The organism is Neobacillus sp. K501, assembly GCF_053749995.1.
Genome location: NZ_JBSLYA010000004.1, coordinates 21062 through 44047 on the forward strand (window position 1 = coordinate 21062; position 22986 = coordinate 44047).

General features: G+C 41.3%; 24 protein-coding genes. 6 read left to right on the plus strand and 18 right to left on the minus strand.

Translation table 11 applies throughout. The annotated features are described in order from the left end of the window. Positions 1-37: 37 nt before the first annotated feature. The 11 genes from ACWM35_RS10860 to ACWM35_RS10910 form a co-directional block, all read right to left on the minus strand. Positions 38-493 (minus strand): PTS sugar transporter subunit IIA, encoded by a 456-nt coding sequence (locus tag ACWM35_RS10860; protein WP_454818221.1) that lies wholly within the window; start codon positions 491-493, stop codon positions 38-40. Between the two features lie 250 nt (positions 494-743). Next, on the minus strand, positions 744-2153 hold the full coding sequence (lpdA, locus tag ACWM35_RS10865; RefSeq protein WP_454818223.1) for a dihydrolipoyl dehydrogenase: 1410 nt from the start codon (positions 2151-2153) through the stop codon (positions 744-746). A gap of 12 nt (positions 2154-2165) precedes the next feature. Further along, on the minus strand, positions 2166-3521 hold the full coding sequence (locus ACWM35_RS10870; protein WP_454818225.1) for a 2-oxo acid dehydrogenase subunit E2: 1356 nt from the start codon (positions 3519-3521) through the stop codon (positions 2166-2168). 15 nt (positions 3522-3536) lie between these two features. Then, complete coding sequence (locus tag ACWM35_RS10875; RefSeq protein WP_454818227.1) at positions 3537-4526, minus strand: alpha-ketoacid dehydrogenase subunit beta; 990 nt, start codon at positions 4524-4526, stop codon at positions 3537-3539. Between the two features lie 18 nt (positions 4527-4544). Then, positions 4545-5528 carry a thiamine pyrophosphate-dependent dehydrogenase E1 component subunit alpha gene (locus tag ACWM35_RS10880; RefSeq protein ID WP_454818931.1) on the minus strand — a complete coding sequence of 328 codons (984 nt, stop codon included), beginning with the start codon at positions 5526-5528 and terminating at the stop codon, positions 4545-4547. 238 nt (positions 5529-5766) lie between these two features. Next, a complete protein-coding gene (locus ACWM35_RS10885; RefSeq protein ID WP_454818228.1) occupies positions 5767-6120 on the minus strand; it encodes a PTS glucitol/sorbitol transporter subunit IIA in 354 nt (117 codons plus the stop codon). Positions 6121-6153: 33 nt separating this feature from the next. Beyond that, a complete protein-coding gene (locus ACWM35_RS10890) occupies positions 6154-7431 on the minus strand; it encodes an NAD(P)H-dependent oxidoreductase (RefSeq protein WP_454818230.1) in 1278 nt (425 codons plus the stop codon). A 363-nt stretch (positions 7432-7794) separates the two neighbouring features. After that, complete coding sequence (locus tag ACWM35_RS10895; RefSeq protein WP_454818232.1) at positions 7795-8733, minus strand: sugar-binding transcriptional regulator; 939 nt, start codon at positions 8731-8733, stop codon at positions 7795-7797. Between the two features lie 104 nt (positions 8734-8837). Continuing rightward, positions 8838-9854 (minus strand): PTS glucitol/sorbitol transporter subunit IIB, encoded by a 1017-nt coding sequence (gene srlE, locus ACWM35_RS10900; RefSeq protein ID WP_454818234.1) that lies wholly within the window; start codon positions 9852-9854, stop codon positions 8838-8840. A 16-nt stretch (positions 9855-9870) separates the two neighbouring features. Beyond that, entirely contained in the window at positions 9871-10401 is a 531-nt protein-coding gene (srlA, locus tag ACWM35_RS10905) for a PTS glucitol/sorbitol transporter subunit IIC (protein ID WP_454818237.1), read from the minus strand. 15 nt (positions 10402-10416) lie between these two features. Then, complete coding sequence (locus ACWM35_RS10910; protein ID WP_454818239.1) at positions 10417-10842, minus strand: transcriptional regulator GutM; 426 nt, start codon at positions 10840-10842, stop codon at positions 10417-10419. A 362-nt stretch (positions 10843-11204) separates the two neighbouring features. On the opposite strand from ACWM35_RS10910, the gene ACWM35_RS10915 reads away from it, so the two are divergent. After that, positions 11205-11984: an SPOR domain-containing protein gene (locus ACWM35_RS10915; RefSeq protein WP_454818241.1), complete on the plus strand. Its 780-nt coding sequence runs from the start codon at positions 11205-11207 to the stop codon at positions 11982-11984. Between the two features lie 60 nt (positions 11985-12044). Continuing rightward, positions 12045-12845, plus strand: a complete 801-nt coding sequence (locus ACWM35_RS10920; RefSeq protein WP_454818243.1) for an N-acetylmuramoyl-L-alanine amidase — start codon at positions 12045-12047, stop codon at positions 12843-12845. 452 nt (positions 12846-13297) lie between these two features. On the opposite strand, the gene ACWM35_RS10925 is transcribed toward ACWM35_RS10920, so the two are convergent. From ACWM35_RS10925 to purU, 4 genes are all read right to left on the minus strand, one after another. Continuing rightward, positions 13298-13723 carry an OsmC family protein gene (locus tag ACWM35_RS10925; protein WP_454818245.1) on the minus strand — a complete coding sequence of 142 codons (426 nt, stop codon included), beginning with the start codon at positions 13721-13723 and terminating at the stop codon, positions 13298-13300. A gap of 102 nt (positions 13724-13825) precedes the next feature. Continuing rightward, positions 13826-14647: a glycosyltransferase family 2 protein gene (locus ACWM35_RS10930; protein ID WP_454818247.1), complete on the minus strand. Its 822-nt coding sequence runs from the start codon at positions 14645-14647 to the stop codon at positions 13826-13828. A 102-nt stretch (positions 14648-14749) separates the two neighbouring features. Further along, entirely contained in the window at positions 14750-15193 is a 444-nt protein-coding gene (locus tag ACWM35_RS10935) for an SRPBCC family protein (RefSeq protein WP_454818249.1), read from the minus strand. A gap of 654 nt (positions 15194-15847) precedes the next feature. After that, entirely contained in the window at positions 15848-16747 is a 900-nt protein-coding gene (gene purU, locus ACWM35_RS10940; protein WP_454818251.1) for a formyltetrahydrofolate deformylase, read from the minus strand. Between the two features lie 443 nt (positions 16748-17190). On the opposite strand from purU, the gene ACWM35_RS10945 reads away from it, so the two are divergent. From ACWM35_RS10945 to ACWM35_RS10955, 3 genes are all read left to right on the plus strand, one after another. Beyond that, entirely contained in the window at positions 17191-18441 is a 1251-nt protein-coding gene (locus ACWM35_RS10945; protein WP_454818253.1) for an MFS transporter, read from the plus strand. 135 nt (positions 18442-18576) lie between these two features. Next, positions 18577-19200 (plus strand): chromate transporter, encoded by a 624-nt coding sequence (locus ACWM35_RS10950; RefSeq protein ID WP_454818255.1) that lies wholly within the window; start codon positions 18577-18579, stop codon positions 19198-19200. Positions 19201-19217: 17 nt separating this feature from the next. Beyond that, positions 19218-19760: a chromate transporter gene (locus ACWM35_RS10955; protein WP_454818257.1), complete on the plus strand. Its 543-nt coding sequence runs from the start codon at positions 19218-19220 to the stop codon at positions 19758-19760. Between the two features lie 74 nt (positions 19761-19834). Here the strand turns inward: ACWM35_RS10955 and ACWM35_RS10960 are convergent, their stop codons facing one another. Beyond that, on the minus strand, positions 19835-20092 hold the full coding sequence (locus ACWM35_RS10960; protein ID WP_454818259.1) for an HPr family phosphocarrier protein: 258 nt from the start codon (positions 20090-20092) through the stop codon (positions 19835-19837). 267 nt (positions 20093-20359) lie between these two features. Here ACWM35_RS10960 and ACWM35_RS10965 point away from each other — a divergent pair, with 267 nt between their 5' ends. Beyond that, complete coding sequence (locus tag ACWM35_RS10965; protein ID WP_454818261.1) at positions 20360-20557, plus strand: hypothetical protein; 198 nt, start codon at positions 20360-20362, stop codon at positions 20555-20557. Positions 20558-20704: 147 nt separating this feature from the next. On the opposite strand, the gene ACWM35_RS10970 is transcribed toward ACWM35_RS10965, so the two are convergent. After that, positions 20705-21031, minus strand: coding sequence for an STAS domain-containing protein (locus tag ACWM35_RS10970; protein WP_454818263.1), 327 nt, complete (start codon positions 21029-21031; stop codon positions 20705-20707). A gap of 24 nt (positions 21032-21055) precedes the next feature. Beyond that, on the minus strand, positions 21056-22984 hold the full coding sequence (locus ACWM35_RS10975; protein ID WP_454818265.1) for a flagellar assembly protein A: 1929 nt from the start codon (positions 22982-22984) through the stop codon (positions 21056-21058). Positions 22985-22986 lie beyond the last annotated feature (2 nt).

The following is a 22986-nucleotide window of genomic DNA, read 5'->3' on the forward strand; positions in this document are numbered from 1 at the left end:
CAACCAATTGTTTTAAACATAATATTGTCGTTCATTTTCACTCTAATCCCACACTTTGTAAAATCCGCTTGAACTCATGTTGATTGCTACATTCACCTAGTTTTTTAATCAGAGATTCATTTTGGAATACCTCAATTAGTTTTTGTAAAGTACTAAGATGCTCGTCTGCATTTTTTATTGCCAACATAAAGATGATACTTACTTCCACCTCATCACCAGAACTCCCCATCATCTGAAATTTCACTGGTTCTGTTAACGATGCAAAAGCAATCTGATTTTCTTTTACTTTGTCAGTGTCCGTGTGTGGTATCGCTACTCCAAACGGTACCGTTGGAAGCCCTGTTGAAAATTGAGATTCTCGATCTAAAATGCCTCTCTTAAAATCACTTGTAACTAAATCTTGAGAGAATAATGCATCTGCCATTTTTTCAAGTGCTTCTTCTTTGCTAGTAAATTCTGCTTGAAAAAATGAAACTCCTATGTCAAAAAACATGACATCCTCCCCAATCATAATAGGCTTTTATTATTAAGAAAGTATAATTAAGCGCTTACATAATGTTTACATTTGTTTCGGTCTGTTACATTTGTAACCTAAGAATATACCATCATACCTAAAAAATCAATACAATTTTCATAAATATTTAGAATAGTAAATTTATTTTTGGTTTAAGTTTGTAACAAAAAGATCCTTCATATTAAATTACACAGTTTTCCTGCTAAAACGAATATACTGGATCAAATTATTATCCTACTAAACTATTATTCTCACTGCTTGATTTCATTTTATACACTGCATTTACTGCCGCTTCGAAGAAGGTTTCTGAAATCGTTGGGTGCGGGTGAATCATTTTAGCGGCTTCTTCAATTGTTCCTTCTAGATACATAAAGGCGGATGCTTCAGAAATCATTTCGGTTACATGAGCTCCAGCCATGACAACACCGATGATTTCTCCGTATTTTGCTTCATAGATGATTTTGGTAAAGCCCTCTGGCTGCCCAGCACTTAATGCTTTACCACTGCCCGCAAAAACAAACTTCTCCACACGAATTTCAATTCCTTGCTTCTGTGCTTCCTCTTCTGACAAACCGACAGAAGCAATCTCTGGTAATGTATAAATACAGCGCGGCATCACTTTATAATCGATTTTATCCACACCGCCGGCGGCATTTGTTGCTGCAACAACGCCTTCTGCACTTGCCGCGTGAGCCAGCTGCCAGCCGCCGATGACATCACCAACGGCATACACATTCGGTACGCTTGTCTCCATCTTTTCATTTACTTGGATGAATGGTCCGTTCTGTTCTACATTAAGCTCCGCGACAGCAGATAGATTGGGACGGCGACCGGTGCTGACAAGCAGAGTATCCGCCTGCAGTGATAATTCTTTCCCCCTCGCATCCTCACAAATGACGTTTTTTACACCTACAGCTTCCTGAACGCGTTGAACCTTCGCCCCTGTATAAATCTTGATGCCTTTTTTCTTCAACATTTTGGTTAAGAACTTGGATGCTTCAGCATCTTCAGTTGGAATGATTCTGTCCGCTGCCTCAACAATTGATACCTGAGCTTTTAACGAAGCAAAGATCGTGGCAAATTCAACGCCAATTACGCCGCCGCCGATAATCACGACTGATTTTGGAATTTCAGGAATATCAAAAATGGTATCGCTTGTGTCAAATTGGACTGTATCTAAACCTGTAATTGGCGGAACAGCTGGTGTTGATCCTGTTGCAACAATTACCTTCGCTGCCTGTACGGTTTCTTCTCCATCTACGGTTTTTACTTTTACCACGCCGCCTGGTAACACTGAGCCGTAACCATTATATACATCGATTTTTCCCTGCTTTAGTAAAAAGCCAATACCGCCGCGAAGACGTTGAATGACTTCATCTTTTCGATTTTTCATTTTACTGAAAGAAAAGCTCAGGCTGCCGGTTTCAATTCCCCAGTCCTTTGCCTTTTCAATTTGCTCAATAACTTCTGAATGCTTTAAATAAGTCTTGGACGGGATACAGCCGCGGTTTAAGCATGTTCCCCCAAGAAAATCTGCTTCAATTAGTGCTGTTTTTTTACCAAGTTCAGCAGCATGAAGCGCTGCTACATAACCGCCTGGGCCTCCTCCGACCACAACAATATCGTAGGATTTCGTCATTTTCATTCACCCCTATACCAATAACTCGAATGGATTTTCGAGAATCTGCTTTAACTCGGTCAAGAACGCTGCTGCCGGAGCTCCATCCATAGCCCGGTGGTCAAATGAAAGACTAAGCGTCATCATTGGACGAATTTCAAGCGCACCGTTCACGGCTACAGGCTTATCTTGAATCCGACCGACGCCAAGAATCGCGCTCTCAGGCTGGTTAATAATTGGGGTAAAGGCATCAACGGCATACATACCAAGATTACTGATGGTAAAAGTAGAGCCTTTCATCTGTTCTGGCAATAGTTTATTATCGCGGGCTCGCTTGCCGATGTCTTTGGCGTCTTTCGTCAATTCAGCAAGCCCCTTGCTTAATACATCTTTAATCACCGGTACCATCAAACCGTCCTGTACAGAAACGGCAAGACCGATATTAACCTCACTGTGCTGCACAATTTCGTCCCCGTCAATGGAAGCATTGACTTGTGGATGACGAGCAAGTGCTGCACCAACTGCTTTTACAAGAATATCGGTAAACGATACCCTTAAGCCTGTTTGTTTTTCAATCACCGGAAGAAGCGCTGCCCGAAGTTCTTTCACCTTCGTCATTTCCACTTCGGATGTAAGCGTGACATGTGGGGCTGTGTAAGCACTTTTCGCCATTCTGTCAGCAATAACTTTCCTCATACCAGACATTTTCCTACGCTGTGGTACTGGTGGCGAAGCTACTGATGAAGCGGAGGTTGCAGGCTTAGGAGCTGCTGTAGAAACAACATCACCTTTAACGATTTTTCCATTTGCACCGCTTCCTGTAATTGCTCCTAGATCAACCTGCTCCGCTAATGCAACTTTACGCGCAAGCGGGGTAGCCTTCGGTGCTGAAGCTGCAGTTTCTAAGTGTGCGACAACATCCTTTTTATGAACACGGCCGTTTGGTCCGCTGCCTTGGATAAAGACTAATTCGAGATTATTCTTTCTGGCAATTCGGCGTGCTGCCGGAGTCGCACGCGGTTTTTCACCATCTTGGACAACACTTTCAGCTGTCGGAGCCGCCTCCTGCTCGGAAACAGGTGCTTCTACCTTTTCATCCGCAGGTGCTTCTTCACCAGAAATGCCTGGTGAATGATCCGGTACGTTTTCACCTACTTCTCCGATGTAACCAACAATCTGATTTACCGGAACTTCCGCATCGACATCGAAATATTTTTTCAATAAAACACCTTGATCGTAAGCTTCTACTTCAATGTTAATTTTGTCGGTCATAATTTCAAAAAGTGGTTCGCCTATTTCAACGGCATCCCCTTCTTCTTTAAACCATTGAAGGAGGGTACCGACGGCCATTGTACTGCTTAGCTTCGGCATGAATATTTCTTTTGCCATGATTGTCCCTCCTCCTTATTTGTTTTTAACCGTTTCTCTTACTGCTGCAATTATGTCTGGAACTTGTGGAATCGCTGCTTTTTCCAAGGTTGGGTTATAAGGAATTGGAACCTCTTTACCGCCAAGACGCTTGATTGGTGCATCTAAATAATCGAATGCTTCACTTTCAGCCACCACGCTGACGATTTCTCCCCCGAAACCACCGCGTTGAACGGCTTCGTGAACCACGATTAAACGTCCGGTCTTTTTAACAGAGTTAATAATCGTTTCTTTATCAAGTGGAACAATCGTACGTGGATCGACAACCTCTACACTGATTCCTTCTTTTTCAAGCTCTGCTGCTGCTTCGAGTGCTTTATGAACCATGATCGCTGTAGCGACAATTGTTACATCTGTTCCCTCACGTTTGATATCTGCTTTACCTAATTCAATTTTGTAAGGCTCTTCTGGAACTTCACCGGATGTTCGATACAATAATTTATGTTCGTAAAAAATAACGGGGTTATCATCGTCGATCGCGGCTTTTAACAAACCCTTAACATCATAAGCAGTTGAAGGCTGCACGACTTTTAATCCTGGAATATGTGCCATCCATGCTTCAAGGCTTTGGGAGTGCTGAGCTGCTGCTCCCGTACCCGAACCCGCAGGTGTACGCAGCACCATTGGCACTTTTCCTTTACCGCCGAACATATAGCGCGTTTTTGCTGCCTGGTTCACCATTTGATCCATAGCAATCGTAATAAAGTCAGAAAACTGAAGTTCTAAGATTGGGCGCATGCCTGTTAATGCCGAGCCGATTGCCGCACCAGCAATCGCTGCTTCTGAAATAGGAGTATTGCGGACTCGTTCCGGGCCAAACTCTTCGATCATCCCCCGTGTTACACCGAATGCTCCCCCATAAACACCGATATCTTCACCAAGAATAAATACATCATTGTTTTCACGCATTTCCTGGCTCATCGCTTCTCTTACTGCTTCTAAATAGGTTATTTGTCTAGTCGCCATTCTGTTCTTCTCCCTTCTTTACGCGTATACGTCTTCTAGTAAGCTATCAAGTGATGGTTCCGGGCTGTTCTCAGCAAACTTAACTGCATCCTCAATTTGCTGGGATGCCGCGTCCTGCAGTTGCTTTGCCGTTTCTTCTGTTAATACCCCCGCTTCGATTAATGTTTCTTTAAAACGCTTGATTCCGTCCCTCGCTCTCCATTCGTTCTCTTCCTCGCGGGTACGATATTTTTTCGCATCGCTCTTAGAGTGACCTTTCCAGCGGTATGTTTTCATTTCGATTAATGATGGGCCATTGCCGCTTCGCGCATGTTTCACAGCTTCATGAACCGAATTCATAATTTCGATCATGTCCAGACCGTCCACAACCTTACCAGGAATTCCGTAGCCAACTGCACGGTCGGCGATATGTTCAACACGTGTCATTTCTTTAACCGGACCTGACATTCCGTACTGGTTGTTTTCACAAATAAATACTACTGGCAGATCCCAAATGGCTGCTAGATTCACAGATTCATGGAAGCTTCCTTCATTTGAGGCACCGTCACCGAAGAAACAAAGTACTACATAACCTTCATTTTTCATTTTTGAAGTAAGGGCTGCTCCTACCGCGAGTGGAAGACCGCCGCCAACAATTCCATTGGCACCAAGGTTCCCTTTTTCAACATCGGCAATGTGCATGGAACCGCCTTTTCCTTTGCAATATCCGGTTACTCTGCCGAAAAGTTCCGCCATCATCATGTTGACGTCCCCTTCTTTTGAAATACAATGACCGTGACCACGATGAGTACTCACTATTTTATCTTTGCGGCCAATTACCGCAATGGAACCAGCAGCGGATGCCTCCTGGCCAACAGCTAGGTGTGTTGTACCATGAATAAGCCCTTTCGCAAAAAACTGGTCGACCTTCTCATCAAAATAGCGGATCAGCCACATCTCTTTATATAAATCTCTTAACTTCTCTTCTGTAATCATCTCTGGAAGTTTCAATGTTTTAACCATCATTATTACTCCTCCTTTTACAATTGTTCTACACTGTTACATTTGTAAATATCATATAATCTATCTACATTTTAGTCAAGAAAAAAACTGTATATTTTGATTATTTCACAATTGGACAAAGTGTTGATAATAAAGGGATTGTGATGACTAAAAAAAGAAAAAAGGGAAAAAGAGAACAAGTTTTTTTATCAAAACTAGATCCTCCTTTTCCCTATAGTCAGCGCTGTTATCAGGATGATTATTTAATTGAAATTACCGTTCCTTCATCAATCGTTGGGAAGATGTGTGGTGCGGCGAAAACTGCACCTGGCAAAACTTCCTCCATTGGTTCCTGGAAGTAAATCGAAATATGTCCTAATTCCTTGAAGTTCTTATTCGCAAGGTTGCCTAAAGCTGTAATCGTGAAGCTCTCGTCACCAAATTGAATCGTTCCACCTTGCTTTAATGATTCTTCTTCAAGATTTTCAAATTCATGGATAACCGCCATTTCACGCAATTCCTTTGGTGCCTGTGGTCCGAATAAAATCAAAATTTTATCATCTTTAAAAGTTGGTACTAATACCCCAATTTCTTTAACTACTGATTTCGTCATCTTAATCCTCCCGACTTTGTTCGCTTGTTAGATTTAAAGTGTGACAAGTGGACGCTGTTCTGTGCTTGTTGGAAAAAGCTGATCTTGTAATGCTCTTAACTTCCAAACGGTTGTATTTGTATCTAATTCCACATCATCCTGTGTTAAGAATTGACCTGTTTTGATATCTTTCTTGGCCACCACTTTACCACTGATTAAACCAATTGGAATATGCCCGTTTACCTTCATATCCCGGTGTGTTTCAAGGACACCGCGTACGCTGTAGCCGCCAATACCGTCAAGTGTTTCACCTGCTTTGATGTCACGTTTTGCAACAGCTACCGTTTCAGAGATTGGTGCACCTAGCGGATGAATGGATGAATCGTGTTCTAATACAGCTTTTGCGATCGTGATTGGAGTTTCTAAGCTTGCAAGGTGGTATGGACGATAGAATACATAGTGTGGTCCTTTACCAACTTTTAAGTAGCGGAGCTCTTCATCCACTGGCTCAAGATCACTCTTCACAATAACGAAAACTCCTGGAGCTAAACCATTAACATATTCAACAACGCCAAAGTTATCTAAAACTCCACCATTTTCCTTAAGATCTAATTTATCCGCAACGTCTTGAAGAGTGGCGGAAACACCGTGCATTCCGACTTTATCTGGTACATAACCAATCGCATTACTTAAAAGGTTCATTTCTGCCATTGTCTTTGTTCCATCTTGGAAGGCTGCAAGCATATGTGCACTCATGTGTTTGGCCTTCGCTTCTGCTGCTGCTACATCTGGGTTGGATAATGGGTTGAATGGATTGTTCTTACCTTTCCCAGCAACCAATACTTCTAAGCCCATTGTTTTGGCAAATTCATATAATTCTAGAGTAGCCGCCGGCTCGTCACCTGCAGAACCAGTGTATACTAGTCCTGCATTCGTAAACATTTGATGCATGATGGAACCGATCGTTATATCTACTTCTACATTTAGAAGAACGATGTGCTTTTTTGATCTTAACGCTTCAAGAGAAACATTTGCTCCTACTTCAGGAACTCCCGTTGCATCTACAACCACTTCAACATTGTTTGACTGAATGACATCACGATAATCACTTGTTACGACCATTGAATCTTTTCTTGTTGATTGCGAAATATAAAAATCAGCTGCTCTTTGTGCTGCCTCCACATTCACATCACATATGCCAGTTACGATCATTCCAGGGATTTTTGAGATTTGAGCGATCATTCCAAAACCCATTTGACCTGCGCCGATGACACCGACTTTAATTGGTGCATTTTCACGTTCACGTTGTAAAAGCTTAGTGTAAATTGACATATTTGATTCCTCCTAGGAATTGTTTAATAGCGCCAATGTTTCTATAAAAATATAAATCTCGATTTACATTTAAAAAGCATGTACAAATGTTATAAACGATAACACTTACCTTATTTTCGTAACATTTGTAATCTACATTATCATTTGTTCCTGTGATTTAAGTGTAAGCGCTTATTAAAACACTGTCAAGTCTTAATCTTCAAAAATATCAGATAAAATAAAATATTATAATTTATCTTGCTACTAGCTACATTGATCTACTTCTACTCTTAACAAAGACTCTTCTTTTCCCTTCCACATAACCGTATTTCCTTTGTATAGAAAACAAAAAAGCTGCACCTGTAGAATGTGCAGCTAGTCTTATTATCCTTCCACCAGTGCATTTCCTGTTGCTTCATCCGTAATCAGAACATGGATTAATCCACCCTCAAGTGCAGCTTGGATGGCCTGTACCTTTTCTAAACCAGAGGCAACACCGATGACAAGCGGAATCTCTTTCAATTTTTTCAATTCAATCGCAATCACACGCTCATTCCATGAAGTGTCTACTGGTTTTCCAAACCTGTTGATAAAGTTGTAGCAAATGTCACCAACAATTTCGCTGTCACTTGTAATTTGCTGATGATCTGGCCCCATATATGATTTCACCATGGTGGAATCCTCTGGTTTTCCACCGATCCCTACTACGGCAATATTGGATTTCTCTGCTAAATTTAGCGTACAGCGAATCGAGGGTTGTCTGACTAACACATCCTTAGCTTCCTTTGTATCCACCATGACAGGTACATGAAGTAATTCATATTTAGCACCTAATGCCGCCCCAACTTTAGCCACTATATGATTGGAATGGATATCGACTCTTTCATTCCCCATCCCTCCAACTAAAGGAACAACCGTAACAGAAGGAAACAATTGAACGGAATTCATCGCTTTTGCCACTTCATTTAAAGTTGTCCCAGAGGAAAAGCCGATAATTTGTCCGTCTTTAACTACTCGCTGCAAGTAAACACTCGTAGCCTCTCCTAATTGTTTTTTAGAAGATTCCCGGCCGACACTCTCAATACAAATAACATCCCGTAAGTTGTATAGCCGCTCAATCTTTCTTTCCAAACTTCCGAATTGATGAGCTTGTTCATCATGGATAATGATTTCAACAATCCCCTCTTCTCGCGCTTTCGCTAAAACCTTAGATACGAGGGAACGGCTGATTCCAATTTTTTCAGCAATCTCTGATTGGGTAGCGCCTTCGTCATAATACATTTGAGCTACTTTCACAAGAATTCTTCTATCTTGTATAACCATAGTCATCCTCTTCCTTCTTCACATATGCAGGCTGTATATTCTTGTTGACTTAAAAAACAGTAAAACTATGCCTCCAAAAATGCGAGCATAGTTCCACCTAGTTCTTAGTACATTCCAAAGCTTGCAAAATAGGCAATCACAACAGATACGACACCAGTTATTAAGCGGCTGTATAATACTGCAGGCACCCCGTACCGTACGGTTTCAGGTTTCGCTTCTCCGAGTGATAAACCAACTGGAATAAAGTCACAACCTACCTGACCATTGATGGCAAATAATGCTGGTAAAGCAAATTGTGGCGGAATATTTCCTAATGCAATTTGTGTTCCAATTAATACCCCGATTACCTGTGCAATAACGGCTCCTGGCCCTAGTACAGGAGATAAGAATGGCAGGGTACAAACGATAACGATAACGAGTAGTCCCCATAGTGAACCCGCGAGCGGAGTTAGTGCCTGTGCAATCCAATCACCTACTCCGGTATAGTTGATAATCCCCATTAGCATACTGACAAACGCCATAAATGGAAGGATATTTTTCAGTAGGATATCGATGGTGTCCCGGCCTGCTTGATAGAATGTGCCTGTAAAGTTACCGATTCCTTTTGAAAAACGAAGTAGAATATTATCTTTTTGCTGACTGACAACTTCCTTTTTCAATTCTGTATAACTTTCTTTAAACTTCTCCTTATCTTTTGTGTCAAATTTTGGTTCGTCGGTTACTTCCTGCGCCCCAGCTGCTTGATTATAACCTTCAGCTATGGCAACATCTTTCGTTGTAACCCCTGATACAAAAATGTCTTCCGTTATATATTTCGAAAGTGGACCTGAAGGGGAAGAAGGAAGTACATCCACTGTCAGGATACGTTTCATGGGGTAAACACCAATCCGGGCTGTTCCACCGCAGTCAATAACAACACATGCCATTTCTTCTTCAGGATATGAACCTTTAAAGCCGTCAACCGCTTCCGCTCCGGTTAACTCTGCTATTGCTGCTGCAACCGGATGGATTCCCCCTCCAGTAATAGACACAATTTTATTCTTTTTTGTGGTCGGTTCAATATATAAACCTTGCCCCCATCCGCCTGAACCTTTTGATACAAATACGCCACGATAACCCATCAAGAACCTCTCCCTTCTATGCTAAATCAGCGCCTTCTTTTTTGGCGAGATATTTTGTGATCATTTCAGTAACAATTCCACGAATTAGGATCACCACGACACCAACAATAAAATATCGAACAGCAAGGTCTGCGACCGGAAGACCCAACTCTTGAATGCCATTTGCAATTCCCAAATAAACAAATAATTCACCAGCATTCGCATATGGGAATAATCCTGTTACCGGATGAACGAAAGAAACCGCTGAATCATAGAAAGCAGGTTTTTGTTTTTCAGGTAAAAAGCGGCCAAATGTATAGGCCATAGGATTGGTTAACATTAAGACGGAAAGAACCGGCATCAATGTATAGCGCAACAAGGTGTATTTTGCTGCAAATTGAATAATTCTTGTCACTCTGTCCTCACCGACAAATTTCATCATTGCATACGTAAATGTCAATAACACGACCAGCGTTGGAACGATTCCTGTTACTAACCCCATAAACGTTTCTCCGCCAGCCTGGAACATTCCGATAAAATGTTCCCCTAACCACTTAATCCATTCCATTTGCTTGACCTCCTTTTATACTCCCATTGAAATTTTGTTCTTAGCTATCGATAACAAGGCATTTTCACTTGCTTTTAACAATGCTTTACTATTCGCGGGCAGTTTGCTTTTCCCTTTTTCCGGAATGGTATCGTTGACATCATTCACAATTTCTCCCACATGCTTGCCTTTATAGTTTTCTAATGGTTTAAATTTAGTGAGTACGGACATTCCTTTTAACATATGACACTCATGAATAATGTAATCCTGGTCGACTACCAAAATGGCGATCGCTCCTGGTTTGAACTTACCTCGCTCCATACCTGAGAACATGAAATAACCATTTTCCCCTTTGTAATCGCTCACAATTTTGTCGATGTTCTTCTTGTAATGCTTAATTTGGATAAAAGACAATAAATACTGAATAATGAGAATGGCACAAAGTATAATGGCTAGCTGCATAATCCCCCTCCTAATCTACTTTTCTAAGTAATCGATGCATGCGGCATTTCCCGTTAAGATTATAGCGCTTTCATTTTACTTAAAAATAACAAATGTTACTGCATATAGAGTGAGAATAAAAACCGTAACATTTGTTACAAGTACTTACATTTGTTATAAATTAAGAATAATAAAAATATTCTATCATGTCAATAATCTTTTGAAATTAATATGGATAAACTGTAATCCAGGGCATTTATATTTTTATAAACCATGCCGTGTCTAATTTTCCTGCTTTTTTCTATATATATAATGAAAAGCTAGCCCGCGCAAAAATACAACTTGTCCCATAATATAGATAGAAGGATAGAGGAGGAGATGAGATGGAAAATTTGATACCCTCACAATCGGGAGGAACACTTTATAAAGTAATCGCTGGTTCTTTCAGGTCCAAAGCAAACGCCGACGAGTGTGCTGCATTTCTGAACTCCAAGTCGATCGAATCATTTGTCGTTACCACTGCAATCAATGGTGAAACGTGGTACCGTGTTCAGGCTGGTGCTTTTACCACTCGTGCGAATGCTGAAAACCGCTTGGCTACAGTAAAACATGCAGGAATTCAAGATGCTTTCCTCGTTGCCGAAACCAGCAGTCAACCCGACACCTCTGATAAAATCCTAATCTTAGGTCCAATCAGTATATCAGCAGAACAAATGAACCAATTTGCGAAAAGTATCAATCCCAAAGCACCTGAATTGGGTGCTTTATATCAAACCCTTGGTGGATATTATGGTATAAGAGGTGATGTCGCCTTTGCCCAAGCCCTTCACGAAACGGATTATTTCCGTTATACCGGAGATGTCCGCACCGAGCAAAACAACTATTCTGGGATTGGGGCAACAGGCGGAGAGCAACGAGGAGCAAGCTTTGCAACACCGGAAGAAGGCGTGCTCGCCCACCTCCAGCATTTGTACGCCTACGCGACAACTGCGCCCCTCCCTAATCAGTACAATTTGGTCGACCCGCGTTTTCACCTCGTACAAAGAGGCTCGGCACCAGCCTGGGTCGATTTAAACGGAAAATGGGCAGTTCCAGGAGATCAGTACGGACAATCGATTTTAAATCTATATGAAAGAATGGCAGGTTACGTAATCGAGTCGTGACAGGCACCCGAACCCTATGGAAGCTTGTCACATATTATATAGATGGAAGGAGGAAAGGTAATGAAACTTTATTTAGATCCTGGACATGGCGGCACAGACCCTGGTGCCACCGGTAATGGACTTAGTGAGAAGGATGTTACATTGGATATTGCCCTAAAAATCCGCTCGATTTTAATTGATCAATATGAAAATGTTGAGGTCAGGATGAGCCGGACAGGCGATTCGACGAAAAGCCTGAATCAGCGGACAGATGAGGCGAATGCTTGGGGAGCCGATTTTTATCTATCCATTCACATTAATGCAGGCGGCGGAACTGGCTATGAAGACTATATTTATAGCGGCTTATCGGATTCTTCACGAACAGCACAATACCAAGATATTATCCATGCAGAAGTAACCAAACTCAATCAACTGCGAGACCGCGGACAAAAAAAGGCGAATTTTCACGTGTTGCGTGAATCCTCTATGGATGCCCTGCTATCAGAAAATGGATTTATTGATAATGCACAGGATGCCGGGCTGATGAAGCAAGCCTCTTGGCGGCAAAACGTTGCTCAAGGACATGCCAATGGTATTGCTAAAGCATTTAATCTAACGCGAAAATCTAGTCCCCCACCACCCCCACCTGGTGGAACTCTTTACAAAGTTATTTCTGGTTCCTTTAAAGCAAGAGAAAATGCGGACGAGCGTGTCACTTTCTTACGTTCAAGAGGCATTGAGTCATTTGTTGTAACAGCCTCCATTTCTGGTGAAACTTGGTACCGCGTTCAAGCAGGGGCATTTTCAAGCAGGGAAAATGCTGAAAAGCGTGTAACTGAGGTCAAACAAGCCGGAATCCCAGATGTTTTTCTAACCACATAGAAAAGCGGAAGCGCCTTGAACAGAGGCGACAGGCATAAGACGAGCCGGCGAGAAGGTTGCTTTTTAACCTTCTTGACGGATTGACCGAAAAGTGGAGGCGACTGCCCTGGGACGGAGGCGTAAGACGAACACTGAAAGAAGGCGCTTTTTTGCCTTCATTCAGTGGGCGGCTTACGACTCGAGTCCCAAGGAGCCGAAACTAGACAAGCTTATGACCCAGAGCCTCTAGGCGCTGCAGCTGGACACTTCTCAAAGTCGAATGTAATACTTTACCTTGAAAAAACAGCCTGAAAACGGATTCAGGCTGTTTTTTCATATTAATATCATGGTTTATTCATAGTTTGTTCATTTTTTAAGGGTAAGCTAGTAAACAAGTAAGCGATATGCTTCTTTTCACAAACCCCCTTTTAAGAAATTTTTTCTTGATCCGGCCATTTGCCGGATCTATTTTTTTATATCGGCTTCTCACCTTTCACACCATTAATCGAATAGCTTACGCTTATATTAGCATTTAAGGAATGGGAAACAGAGCAGTATTTGTCTTTTGACAATTGAATGGCCCGGATTACCTTCTCTTCAGGTAAATCGCCGTCTAAGGCGTAATGAATGTTAATATCGGTAAACCGTTTTGGATGGGTTTCGGCACGATCACCTTGTACATCCATTTGAAAGGAAGTGGGCTCTAGCCTCATTTTTTTCAAAATCGAAATAATATCGATTCCTGTACAACCCGCTACAGCATTTAATAGTAATTCCGTTGGTCTCGCACCAGAATTCTCCCCGCCAAACTCCTCCGCTGCATCCATGATCATTTCATGTCCAGAGGGAGCCATCCCTGAAAAAGCCATATTGCCCTTCCATTTCACAGTAAAGTCCATTCTTTAAAACCCCTTTCTCATTATCATAGTTTTAATATTCCATAAGGGATTACCTTTATTTAAAAAATTTTCCTGACAAGGCAATCTGGCATGTAACTCGTATCAGGTGAAAGGCACCAGTTTCGAAATGAAAGGCTCTCCATCCCAAATTTGTTTACTTTCGGTGCTCCTTTGCTTAACCTCAGGTTCTTCTAAGAGGGTGAAAAAGTTTTTTGTTGGTAGTTTTCCAAGGTTGTGTTTTTTTGCCAGTGCATCAAGATAGAATCTTCTTGAAGCGGAGGAATGATCCTTTGATTGATTGTTATTAGCATCAGAAAAATCATATAATACACCCGCTGTAGGAACACGGTTAACCTGGTACTTTTCCGCCACCCGGAGAAAGAAATCCCAATCCCAGTAGTTATGTACATCTGGATCGAATAATCCTAAGTCATTGTGAATCTCCCTCCGGTATAAGGAACCCGATGAAACAAAGGTAGAGAACTTTTTCATTGCTTCCAAATTCATTTCATAGGCAAACATAAATCGATTCGCAGGCGTTCTCACCCCATTCTCCACCTGAAAATGAACGATTTCCACATCGGAATACACTAAATCATAACCCTGAATGGCGTTTACCATCGTTTCCATATGCGTTGGAACAATCAAATCATCATCATCAATCAGCATGATCAACTCCCCACTTGCCCGCTCCAGAGCTTGATTCCGCGCATGAACATGCTTCGAGTTTTCCTCCATTTCAACGATGATGATGCTCAAATTCGGGTAAACCTCTTTTAGAATGTCAACACTTTCCCCAGCATCATTGACAATGATGACCTCAAAATCCTGAAAGGTTTGCCTGCTTAAAGCTTCGATTAATTCCCCAAGGAGCATTAGCCGATTATACGTCGGGATTACAACAGATACTTTAGGCTGCGTCATCCGATCTCCACCTCTTCAAAAAATGTCTTTTAACGAATTTTACCATTAATAGGGATTATTCTGGAGAATTTTGCTTATTAAAAAAGAAAAGCCCAGCTGGTTTTAGCTGGGATTGCTTTCAAGTATCGCCTTAATTTTTTTCAGATCCTTGTTGTTTGCTTTTTTCATCATGCTGGCCATAAACGGTGCGAAAAGCTTGGAAAAACCGGTTGGATTTCCTTTGTTTCTTAAGGTCATTCGTGTCTGATTCTCATCAAGTGACTCCCATGAATAAGTGGTTTCCATAGGGAATGGTCCCTGCGCTGTACTCATCACTAATTTCTTTTCTGGAATGTACTCTTTTATTTCATAGATATAGGCAAGCTCTCGCCCGAGAAATTGTGCTTTAAAGGCAATTTTTGATCCTATCTTCAGTGGTTTTGGTGTCTGCCACTCAGCCGATTGAATATTCACATACCATTCTGGGGCATGATCGGGATTCGCTGCATATTCTGATACTCGTTTAACTGGGCGGTTAATGTTTATTTCTGTCATAACATCTACCATCTAGGTATCCTCCAAAGAAACAAAAGTGAGTTCTGTAATTTCTCTTTTTATAATCAACAAAAACGCAGACTCTTAATTGCATGATTCGGGCATTTATAAACCTTTCATAATGACCAGAGCCCAGACCTTTTCCGGATATCGGGCATTATAAACCTTTCATAACGACCGTAGCCCACACCTTTTCCGGATATCGGGCATTATAAACCTCTCATAACGACCTTAGCCCAGACCTTTTCCGGATTTCGGGCATTATAAACCTCTCATAACGACCGTAGCCCACACCTTTTTCGGTTTTCGGGCATTATAAACCTTTCATAACGACCGTAGCCCACACCTTTTCCGGATTTCGGGCATTATAAACCTCTCATAACGACCGTAGCCCACACCTTTTCCGGATTTCGGGCATTATAAACCTCTCATAACGACCGTAGCCCACACCTTTTTCGGTTTTCGGGCATTATAAACCTCTCATAACGACCAGAGCCCACACCTTTTTCGGTTTTCGGGCATTATAAACCTCTCATAACGACCGTAGCCCAGACCTTTTCCGGATATCGGGCATTATAAACCTCTCATAACGACCGTAGCCCACACCTTTTTCGGTTTTCGGGCATTATAAACCTCCTCGTCACCACCTAAGTTCATCTTTTCTATCTAAAACACAATCGTCTTATTCTCATGAACGATGATCCGGTCTTCAATATGCCATTTCACCGCCCGAGCTAATACGCTTCGTTCAATACGGCGGCCAATTTTTTTCAAACTATCAACATCATCACGATGGTCAACACGAGCAATATCCTGTTCGATGATTGGACCCTCATCAAGGTCGTTGGTGACATAATGAGATGTAGCACCGATTAATTTAACACCGCGGTTATACGCCCGTTCATACGGCCTTGCGCCAACAAATGCAGGCAAAAACGAATGATGGATATTGATAATTCTAAACGGATTTGCAGCGACAAATTTCGGTGTCAGGATTTGCATATAACGCGCCAATACAACGAAATCGATCTTATATTCATTTAAAAGCTGAAGCTGCTTTTCTTCGACCTGCTCACGAATATCTTTGTTCGCCGGGATGTAATAAAACGGAATTCCAAGGCCCTCTACCACTTCCCTTGCTTCCTCATGATTACTGATAACCACGGCAATATCCGTCATTAAATCCCCACTTTGCCATTCCCATAAAAGCTCAAGCAAACAGTGAAGCTCCTTGGAGACAAAGATTGCGGCTCTTTTCACATGATGAACATGAGTAAACCGCCATTCCATCGAAAACTGCTCGCCAATTTCAGCTAACTGCCGTTCCATTTCTTGTGCTTTTTCCTTCAAACCAGGACATTCAAATTCAATCCGAATGAAAAAGGTTCCTCCCTCAGGGTTGGTTGAATACTGGCTGGATTCAATAATATTGGCCTGATGTGAAAACAAGAACTTTGAGATTGCGGAGACAATCCCTGGCTGGTCCGGACAACTGACCAATAGTCTTCCGCGATTCTTATTCTGTTCCTGAAATATTTCCATTTGATCCTTAATAAATGAATTCATTGTCAAAACCTCGCTATCATTAATGAAAACATTATACAAGAGACAGTCAAGAATCGCTAACTTTTTCGAAGATTCACGTAATTATTATGCGACAATTTACCTGTTGGTATCAGGAACTGAATATGTTAAAATAAATCTCAACTATAAAGAAATGGAGGTTTCGCTTAAAATGACGGCATCTATTAGACTTCGTTACCAAGCTTTGAACCGTTAATTGAATACGTTCAAAGACTCTGCTTATATGCAGGGTAAATGGGATAAGTCTGCCTATTTTTAAGGAAATCTTTATTTTACGGTTATGTAAAAAAGAGGGGACGATTCTACCCTCTTTTTTGTTGTCTTTAAAAAGAAAATTTTACCCATTGAGGAAAAATTCACCACCACTTGTCCATTTACTCTGTCTTTTTTCAACAAACAAAAAACTGAATAGGACGTGTAATGAAATGAAACCAACAAATGAACAGGCTTGGAAAAGGAATATCATTCTCTTTTTAGGAAGCCAGACCATTTCGCTATTTGGATCGGCCTTGGTCCAGTATGCGATTATGTGGTATATCACCTTAAATACCCAATCAGGTGTGATGATGACCATTTCCATCGTTTGCGGCTTTGTCCCAACCTTTTTTCTCTCACCATTTGCCGGTGTTTGGGCCGATCGCTACAATCGGAAAATCCTTATCATACTTGCCGATGCGCTGATTGCGGTATCGACATTGATTTTGGCAATTCTGTTTTTAATGGGATACGAAGCACTTTGGCTGCTGTTTGTAATGTCTGCGATACGCGCGGTTGGAACGGGGATTCAAACGCCGGCAGTTGGAGCGATTCTTCCCCAGCTAGTACCTGAGGATAAATTGACGAAGGTGAACGGAATGAACGGAAGTATTCAGGCAGTCATTATGCTCGTTGCTCCGATGGTCAGTGCTGCATTGCTCACTATGGCATCCATGGAAGTGATTTTCTTCATCGATGTAATTACAGCAGCAATTGCGATCATTATTCTAATGACCGCTTTACATGTTCCAACTCATGCTAAAGCGTTAGAAAAGCAAACAACCAGCTATTTTAACGACATGAAAAAAGGTTTAGTCTATATTCAAAATCACGACTTTTTGAAAAAATTCTTTCTGTTTTTTGCCATTTTCTTATTCCTTGCTGCTCCGGTAGCATTCCTAACACCACTACAGGTAACACGGAGTTTCGGGAACGATGTTTGGCGTTTAACTGCAATCGAGATTACTTTTTCGATTGGGATGATGGCAGGTGGAATTGTCATAGCCTCTTGGGGAGGGTTTAAAAACAAAATTCACTCAATGACAATAGCCACCCTGATCATGGGAGCCGGTACCTTCGCACTCGGAGTCATTCCTATTTTCTGGATTTATCTTATTTTTATGGGCATCGTAGGTATAGCAATGCCATTTTTTAACACACCTGCTACCGTCTTGTTACAGGAAAAAATTGAGGGAGATTATTTAGGAAGGGTATTTGGGGTGATGGGAATGATCTCCACCTCTACGATGCCGTTAGGAATGTTAGTATTCGGACCAATCGCAGACATCGTGAAAATCGAATGGTTGCTTATCGGAACTGGAGTACTGATATTTATCCTATCATTTTTCCTAGTTGGCACGAAAGCGTTAGTCGAAGCTGGAAAGCCTGTCGAAATGAAGCCAGAAATCGAAGGTAAGTAATATTTTTCAAAGGGACGGATCCAGTAGGGTCTGTCCCTTTTTACATTTGTTGCTATTTACCCATTCCCCTACATTTGGTAACTTAATAGATAGAATGGATTCTCCTGAGGACAACCAATAGAAAGAAGGATCATAATGAAAGACCAATGGACCTTACTGTTTCAAATATTTTGGACCTTTTTCAAAATTAGCCCTGTCACGTTTGGAGGGGGCTATGCGATGATTCCATCAATTGAAAAAGAAATAGTAGAAAAACGAAAATGGTTAATGAGTGATGACATTGCGGATGTGTTTGCCCTATCGCAATCTGTACCTGGAGCAGTTGCCATTAACTCCGCCACCTTTATTGGTTACAGAATTGCCGGAATTAAAGGGGCTTTGGCAGCAATGGCTGGTGTTTCACTCCCTACCTTCTTAATTGTCCTAGCTTTAGGGATTTCCTACTTTTTCATCCACGAAAATCCTAAGCTGGAAGCGGCATTTGTTTCCATCCGCGTGACCATTGTGGCGATCATCGTTTATGCCGCTATTAAAATTGCGAAAACAGCAATTGTTGATAAAACTACTTTTTTCATCATGGTTTTAGGGGTTCCAACATTATTTTTTATCCACCCGGTCCTCGCCATTTTCTTAGGGGCAGCAGTGGGTGTAATCGCGATTTTTATTAAAAAGAAGTTAGGTTACAAAATAGATGCAAAACAAAAGAAAGAACATGATCCAGCCACAAATCCTGATTATTTTATGGGTGCTGGGATCTAAGAAAAGGAGGGATACACATGGTGTTGTGGGAGCTATTTCAAACCTTCTTTGTAATGGGGTTTGTCTCTTTTGGCGGAGGCTACGCCATGATCCCGATCATTGAATCAGCCGTTACGGAATATGGCTGGATGTCTGCAGAACGGTTGACGAATATGATTGCGATAGCCGGAATGTCTCCAGGTCCAATCGCGGCAAATAGTGCCATTCTTGTCGGTTACTCTACTGCTGGAATTAGCGGAGCTATCATTTCCTTCGTGGCTATGTTGCTTCCCTCAATGATTCTAGTCATCATGGTTGCTACCTTTTTTATAAAATTCCACCACAATTCTGTTGTCGAGGCGATTTTTTATGGGTTGAAGCCGCTTGTGACTAGTTTAATTATCTTTGCGGCCATCAGCTTTGCCCAAGCTAATCAGTTAGTAACGCTAAATCTTTCCTTTCGTTCACTAAGCTTAATCGTGATTTTTGGATTATCATTATTTGCCCTATTAAAACTTCGCTGGAATCCGGTCTATGTCATTGTACTCTCCGGGCTCGTTGGTGTCGCTCTTTATTCTTGATTGAGTAAAAAATCCAATCAAAAAGAAGCAGCCATGCATTTTTAAGATGCTGGCTGTTTTATTTGCAAACTTACTTATGAGACGGATCTTATTGTACCTATTACTTGCTCTAAAGCTTCCTTTTCATCTACTCCCTCAGCCTCTATTGTGATTTGGGCCTGTTTTGGAATCGCCAGCGATAGAATCCCCATAATTGATTTTAAATTAACCCTGCGTCCATTAAACTCAAGGAAAATCTCCGATTTAAATTGCGATGCTGACTGAACTAACTCCGTAACCGTTCGCGGATATAACCCTGTCTTGCTGTTAATTTCTACGGTCTGCTGAATCATAAAATGCCTCCTAACAAGGTGAATTCATACAAGGGGAAAATTCCCACTGTTTTATGTATGAATCTACTTTGATAAAAATGAACCATTTTAAGTTAAATAATAATATTTTTACGGGATCCACAATGACCAATAATTTTTCTACCGCTTCACGGAAATTTCGATTCTTTTAACATGACAGAAAGCAGTGTTTACTGCTTTTTTGTGTGGAGACATTGGTAACACCCCTTTTATTACTTTAATATGCTATTGAAAAAGGAGGCTGTTCCGATGGAAAATCATGAAATTGAAATTGAAGAGTTTGTGATTAGTTTATTAGATATCATCACAATACTGATGGTTGAAGATAATCCTGCTCTCGGAATCGTCCTTCTTATCCTGCTAAAGATGGTTACCAAGGATAAAATGATAAGAATTTCATTCATCTTATTAATTATTGCGCTTGATGCCACATTAACAAACGATTAATTTATGTTTGGAATGCGGAAAACCAAGTATATTAGGGGCTACTTTTGTTCTAAAGTTATGATAGTAGAAAATCAAAACTGCTGCATGACTCCTAGTCTCCAAAAATAGTAAAACCGCTGCCTTAGTACTAGCAGCGGTTTTTTCTAGTTAACTTTCTACTGTTTCAGGGAAAACTTCCCGCCCTAAAATTTCTGGAATTTGTAAAAGCTCAAAAACTTGATGGACTTCCTCCGTTAATTGAACAGCCGTAACAGCAGTACCTTGTTCCTGTAACTGCTGAACAAGATACATGAATAAGCCCATCCCAGTAGAATCAACAAAAGAAACGTCAGCAAAATTGATGACTACTTCCTTAAACTTTTGTAAAGCTGGAAGAATCTCTTCTTCCATCAATTCCGTGATTTCGATGTCCATGTCACCCTTTAAATAAACGGATGCTTTTTCCCCTTCTTGAACCATCTGATGTTCAAACATAAGATCTCCTCCTTCATAAAATTTTCACTTTAATAACAATTTCCCTTCTTTGCTAACTCGAGCAAATACATTCTCTTCAGGAGTTTTAAAATAGTGAACGTGAGATCCGACCTCGATAATCGTCCCTTCCAAGACCTGGTTGATTTTTATCGATTGATCGTCAGGCACTTTGATTCGAGTAGGAGTCCCTCCTGTGTTACCTGTCTCATTTACCTCTATTCCACCAGCTGCATAGCTGACACCACCCCGTAGAACTCCAGATATTTGCACTTTACCTTCAGAATGTATCTTCGTATGGAAGGAACCCTTTCCTACGATAAAGATATCTCCGTTACAGTAAAGCTCACTATTTAACGTGTAAGGAAGGATAATCTGTGCATCTGGTTTCTTAGATGGTGCATTTAACACATGGATGTCGTCTAATCTTTTGACCAAAGTAGCGACGTCTTCTGGGTTCTTAAATTGTGTCGCAACCATCTTTAAGAAGCCATTGGTTAAGATCGAACAAACCTCTCGATATTCGGAGTCAATTAGCTCGAGCTTGTCTGCTTTCTTGATCAACACATTGAATTCCTTAATTAATGGTGGTAAATCTCTAAACTTATTTTCTAATAAAATTCGAATTAAGGAACTCAGTCCCATTTTGGTAATATCAGAGGTTTTGAAAACGGGTGATTGATACACCTGTTCAACCGCTACTGCAAACTGTTTGATATCCTTGGATATCTTACCAATTAAGTTGCTAACATCTTCAAATAATCGAAAAATTTTTCCTGCGCTTAAATGGCTGTTGATGACATTTTGCGAAACGATAATGCGGCTTCCTGCTTGAATGGTTGCTTCGTCAACCGATCCACGAACCATAATCGCCGCCAATGCTTCAAGCTTTATTCCTTCTCCAACATCCCCCTCGACTTCTATATCTCCAAGATGTAGATTTTTCACTATACGACCATCGAGATTAGTAGAAAAAGTGGCTTTAGGGATAACGGACACCATTGCTTTAATGCCATTATGATAGATATAGGGGCGGCCGGGTTTTACAGCGACGAGTTTCGTCCCTTCATCTACGATATCTACTCCTCTTCCCACATGAACAATCATGTTTTTGGGAGCATCTGGTTGAATAGGATCCCCCGTTACGCTATACCCAACCTTCCCTGTTTTTGGCGAATGGATCACGCCTATCAGTTGCCCTTTTTCCACTTGCGGAAACCTATAGGATCCAGGCGCTTTATCGCTCTTGTTGTGATCAAACATCTTTGTCTCAACGACACATTCTAACCAGCCATCTTCACCATTTTTAGGGGAGACCCCTCTTGCGATCGTAAATACCCCAGGTTCTTCTGCCTCCAATGCTTGATGAAGAGCAAGTTTTTGAATGCCATAGGAAATACCTAATGCCTTCATTCGTTGTTCCAAATGCTTCTTTTGCAAGGGGATGATACTCTCTTCATGCAGCTGTACTTCAAGCTGAATATGGGAACTCGGTTCGTGATCAACGATGCGGTACGTTTTCCGGTACCCCGGTTCCAGGTGAAGCGTGGCCGTCATCTTTAAGTCATCGAGTTCAATCGACCAGGATGGCGTTTTGAACTCATTTTGAAGCTTGATTATCACCTCATCCTTTTGGGTTACAGCTGTTGTTTTCGTTACCAAGCTTCCATTTTTATACACGGATACTCCCTCTGGAGGCGTAATTGTTGGAAAATGCGAGACTGTTTCCTTACAAAAAATTTGGCCATCTTTAACCCAAACCTGTCCATACTCTTCTTTATCCATAGATTCCAATTCTACCCGGTTCAAAACTGGTTCATAAACATGTTTCGTGCTTTCCGGACTGAAAAAATCCTTTGGTTCTGACTGAATATTGTCCATCACTACCTGAGGTTTTGAACTTCTAAACAGGTCTAGTCCTTTATCAACTAGTTTAGTAATCAATGATCTTTTCATAA

Coding starts and splice junctions, on each gene's coding strand:
- ACWM35_RS10860 (WP_454818221.1), bottom strand. CDS start 493: ATGTTTTTTGACATAGGAGTTTCATTTTTTCAAGCAGAATTTACTAGC.
- lpdA (WP_454818223.1), bottom strand. CDS start 2,153: ATGACGAAATCCTACGATATTGTTGTGGTCGGAGGAGGCCCAGGCGGT.
- ACWM35_RS10870 (WP_454818225.1), bottom strand. CDS start 3,521: ATGGCAAAAGAAATATTCATGCCGAAGCTAAGCAGTACAATGGCCGTC.
- ACWM35_RS10875 (WP_454818227.1), bottom strand. CDS start 4,526: ATGGCGACTAGACAAATAACCTATTTAGAAGCAGTAAGAGAAGCGATG.
- ACWM35_RS10880 (WP_454818931.1), bottom strand. CDS start 5,528: ATGGTTAAAACATTGAAACTTCCAGAGATGATTACAGAAGAGAAGTTA.
- ACWM35_RS10885 (WP_454818228.1), bottom strand. CDS start 6,120: ATGACGAAATCAGTAGTTAAAGAAATTGGGGTATTAGTACCAACTTTT.
- ACWM35_RS10890 (WP_454818230.1), bottom strand. CDS start 7,431: ATGTCAATTTACACTAAGCTTTTACAACGTGAACGTGAAAATGCACCA.
- ACWM35_RS10895 (WP_454818232.1), bottom strand. CDS start 8,733: ATGGTTATACAAGATAGAAGAATTCTTGTGAAAGTAGCTCAAATGTAT.
- srlE (WP_454818234.1), bottom strand. CDS start 9,854: ATGGGTTATCGTGGCGTATTTGTATCAAAAGGTTCAGGCGGATGGGGG.
- srlA (WP_454818237.1), bottom strand. CDS start 10,401: ATGGAATGGATTAAGTGGTTAGGGGAACATTTTATCGGAATGTTCCAG.
- ACWM35_RS10910 (WP_454818239.1), bottom strand. CDS start 10,842: ATGCAGCTAGCCATTATACTTTGTGCCATTCTCATTATTCAGTATTTA.
- ACWM35_RS10915 (WP_454818241.1), top strand. CDS start 11,205: ATGGAAAATTTGATACCCTCACAATCGGGAGGAACACTTTATAAAGTA.
- ACWM35_RS10920 (WP_454818243.1), top strand. CDS start 12,045: ATGAAACTTTATTTAGATCCTGGACATGGCGGCACAGACCCTGGTGCC.
- ACWM35_RS10925 (WP_454818245.1), bottom strand. CDS start 13,723: ATGGACTTTACTGTGAAATGGAAGGGCAATATGGCTTTTTCAGGGATG.
- ACWM35_RS10930 (WP_454818247.1), bottom strand. CDS start 14,647: ATGACGCAGCCTAAAGTATCTGTTGTAATCCCGACGTATAATCGGCTA.
- ACWM35_RS10935 (WP_454818249.1), bottom strand. CDS start 15,193: ATGGTAGATGTTATGACAGAAATAAACATTAACCGCCCAGTTAAACGA.
- purU (WP_454818251.1), bottom strand. CDS start 16,747: ATGAATTCATTTATTAAGGATCAAATGGAAATATTTCAGGAACAGAAT.
- ACWM35_RS10945 (WP_454818253.1), top strand. CDS start 17,191: ATGAAACCAACAAATGAACAGGCTTGGAAAAGGAATATCATTCTCTTT.
- ACWM35_RS10950 (WP_454818255.1), top strand. CDS start 18,577: ATGAAAGACCAATGGACCTTACTGTTTCAAATATTTTGGACCTTTTTC.
- ACWM35_RS10955 (WP_454818257.1), top strand. CDS start 19,218: ATGGTGTTGTGGGAGCTATTTCAAACCTTCTTTGTAATGGGGTTTGTC.
- ACWM35_RS10960 (WP_454818259.1), bottom strand. CDS start 20,092: ATGATTCAGCAGACCGTAGAAATTAACAGCAAGACAGGGTTATATCCG.
- ACWM35_RS10965 (WP_454818261.1), top strand. CDS start 20,360: ATGGAAAATCATGAAATTGAAATTGAAGAGTTTGTGATTAGTTTATTA.
- ACWM35_RS10970 (WP_454818263.1), bottom strand. CDS start 21,031: ATGTTTGAACATCAGATGGTTCAAGAAGGGGAAAAAGCATCCGTTTAT.
- ACWM35_RS10975 (WP_454818265.1), bottom strand. CDS start 22,984: ATGAAAAGATCATTGATTACTAAACTAGTTGATAAAGGACTAGACCTG.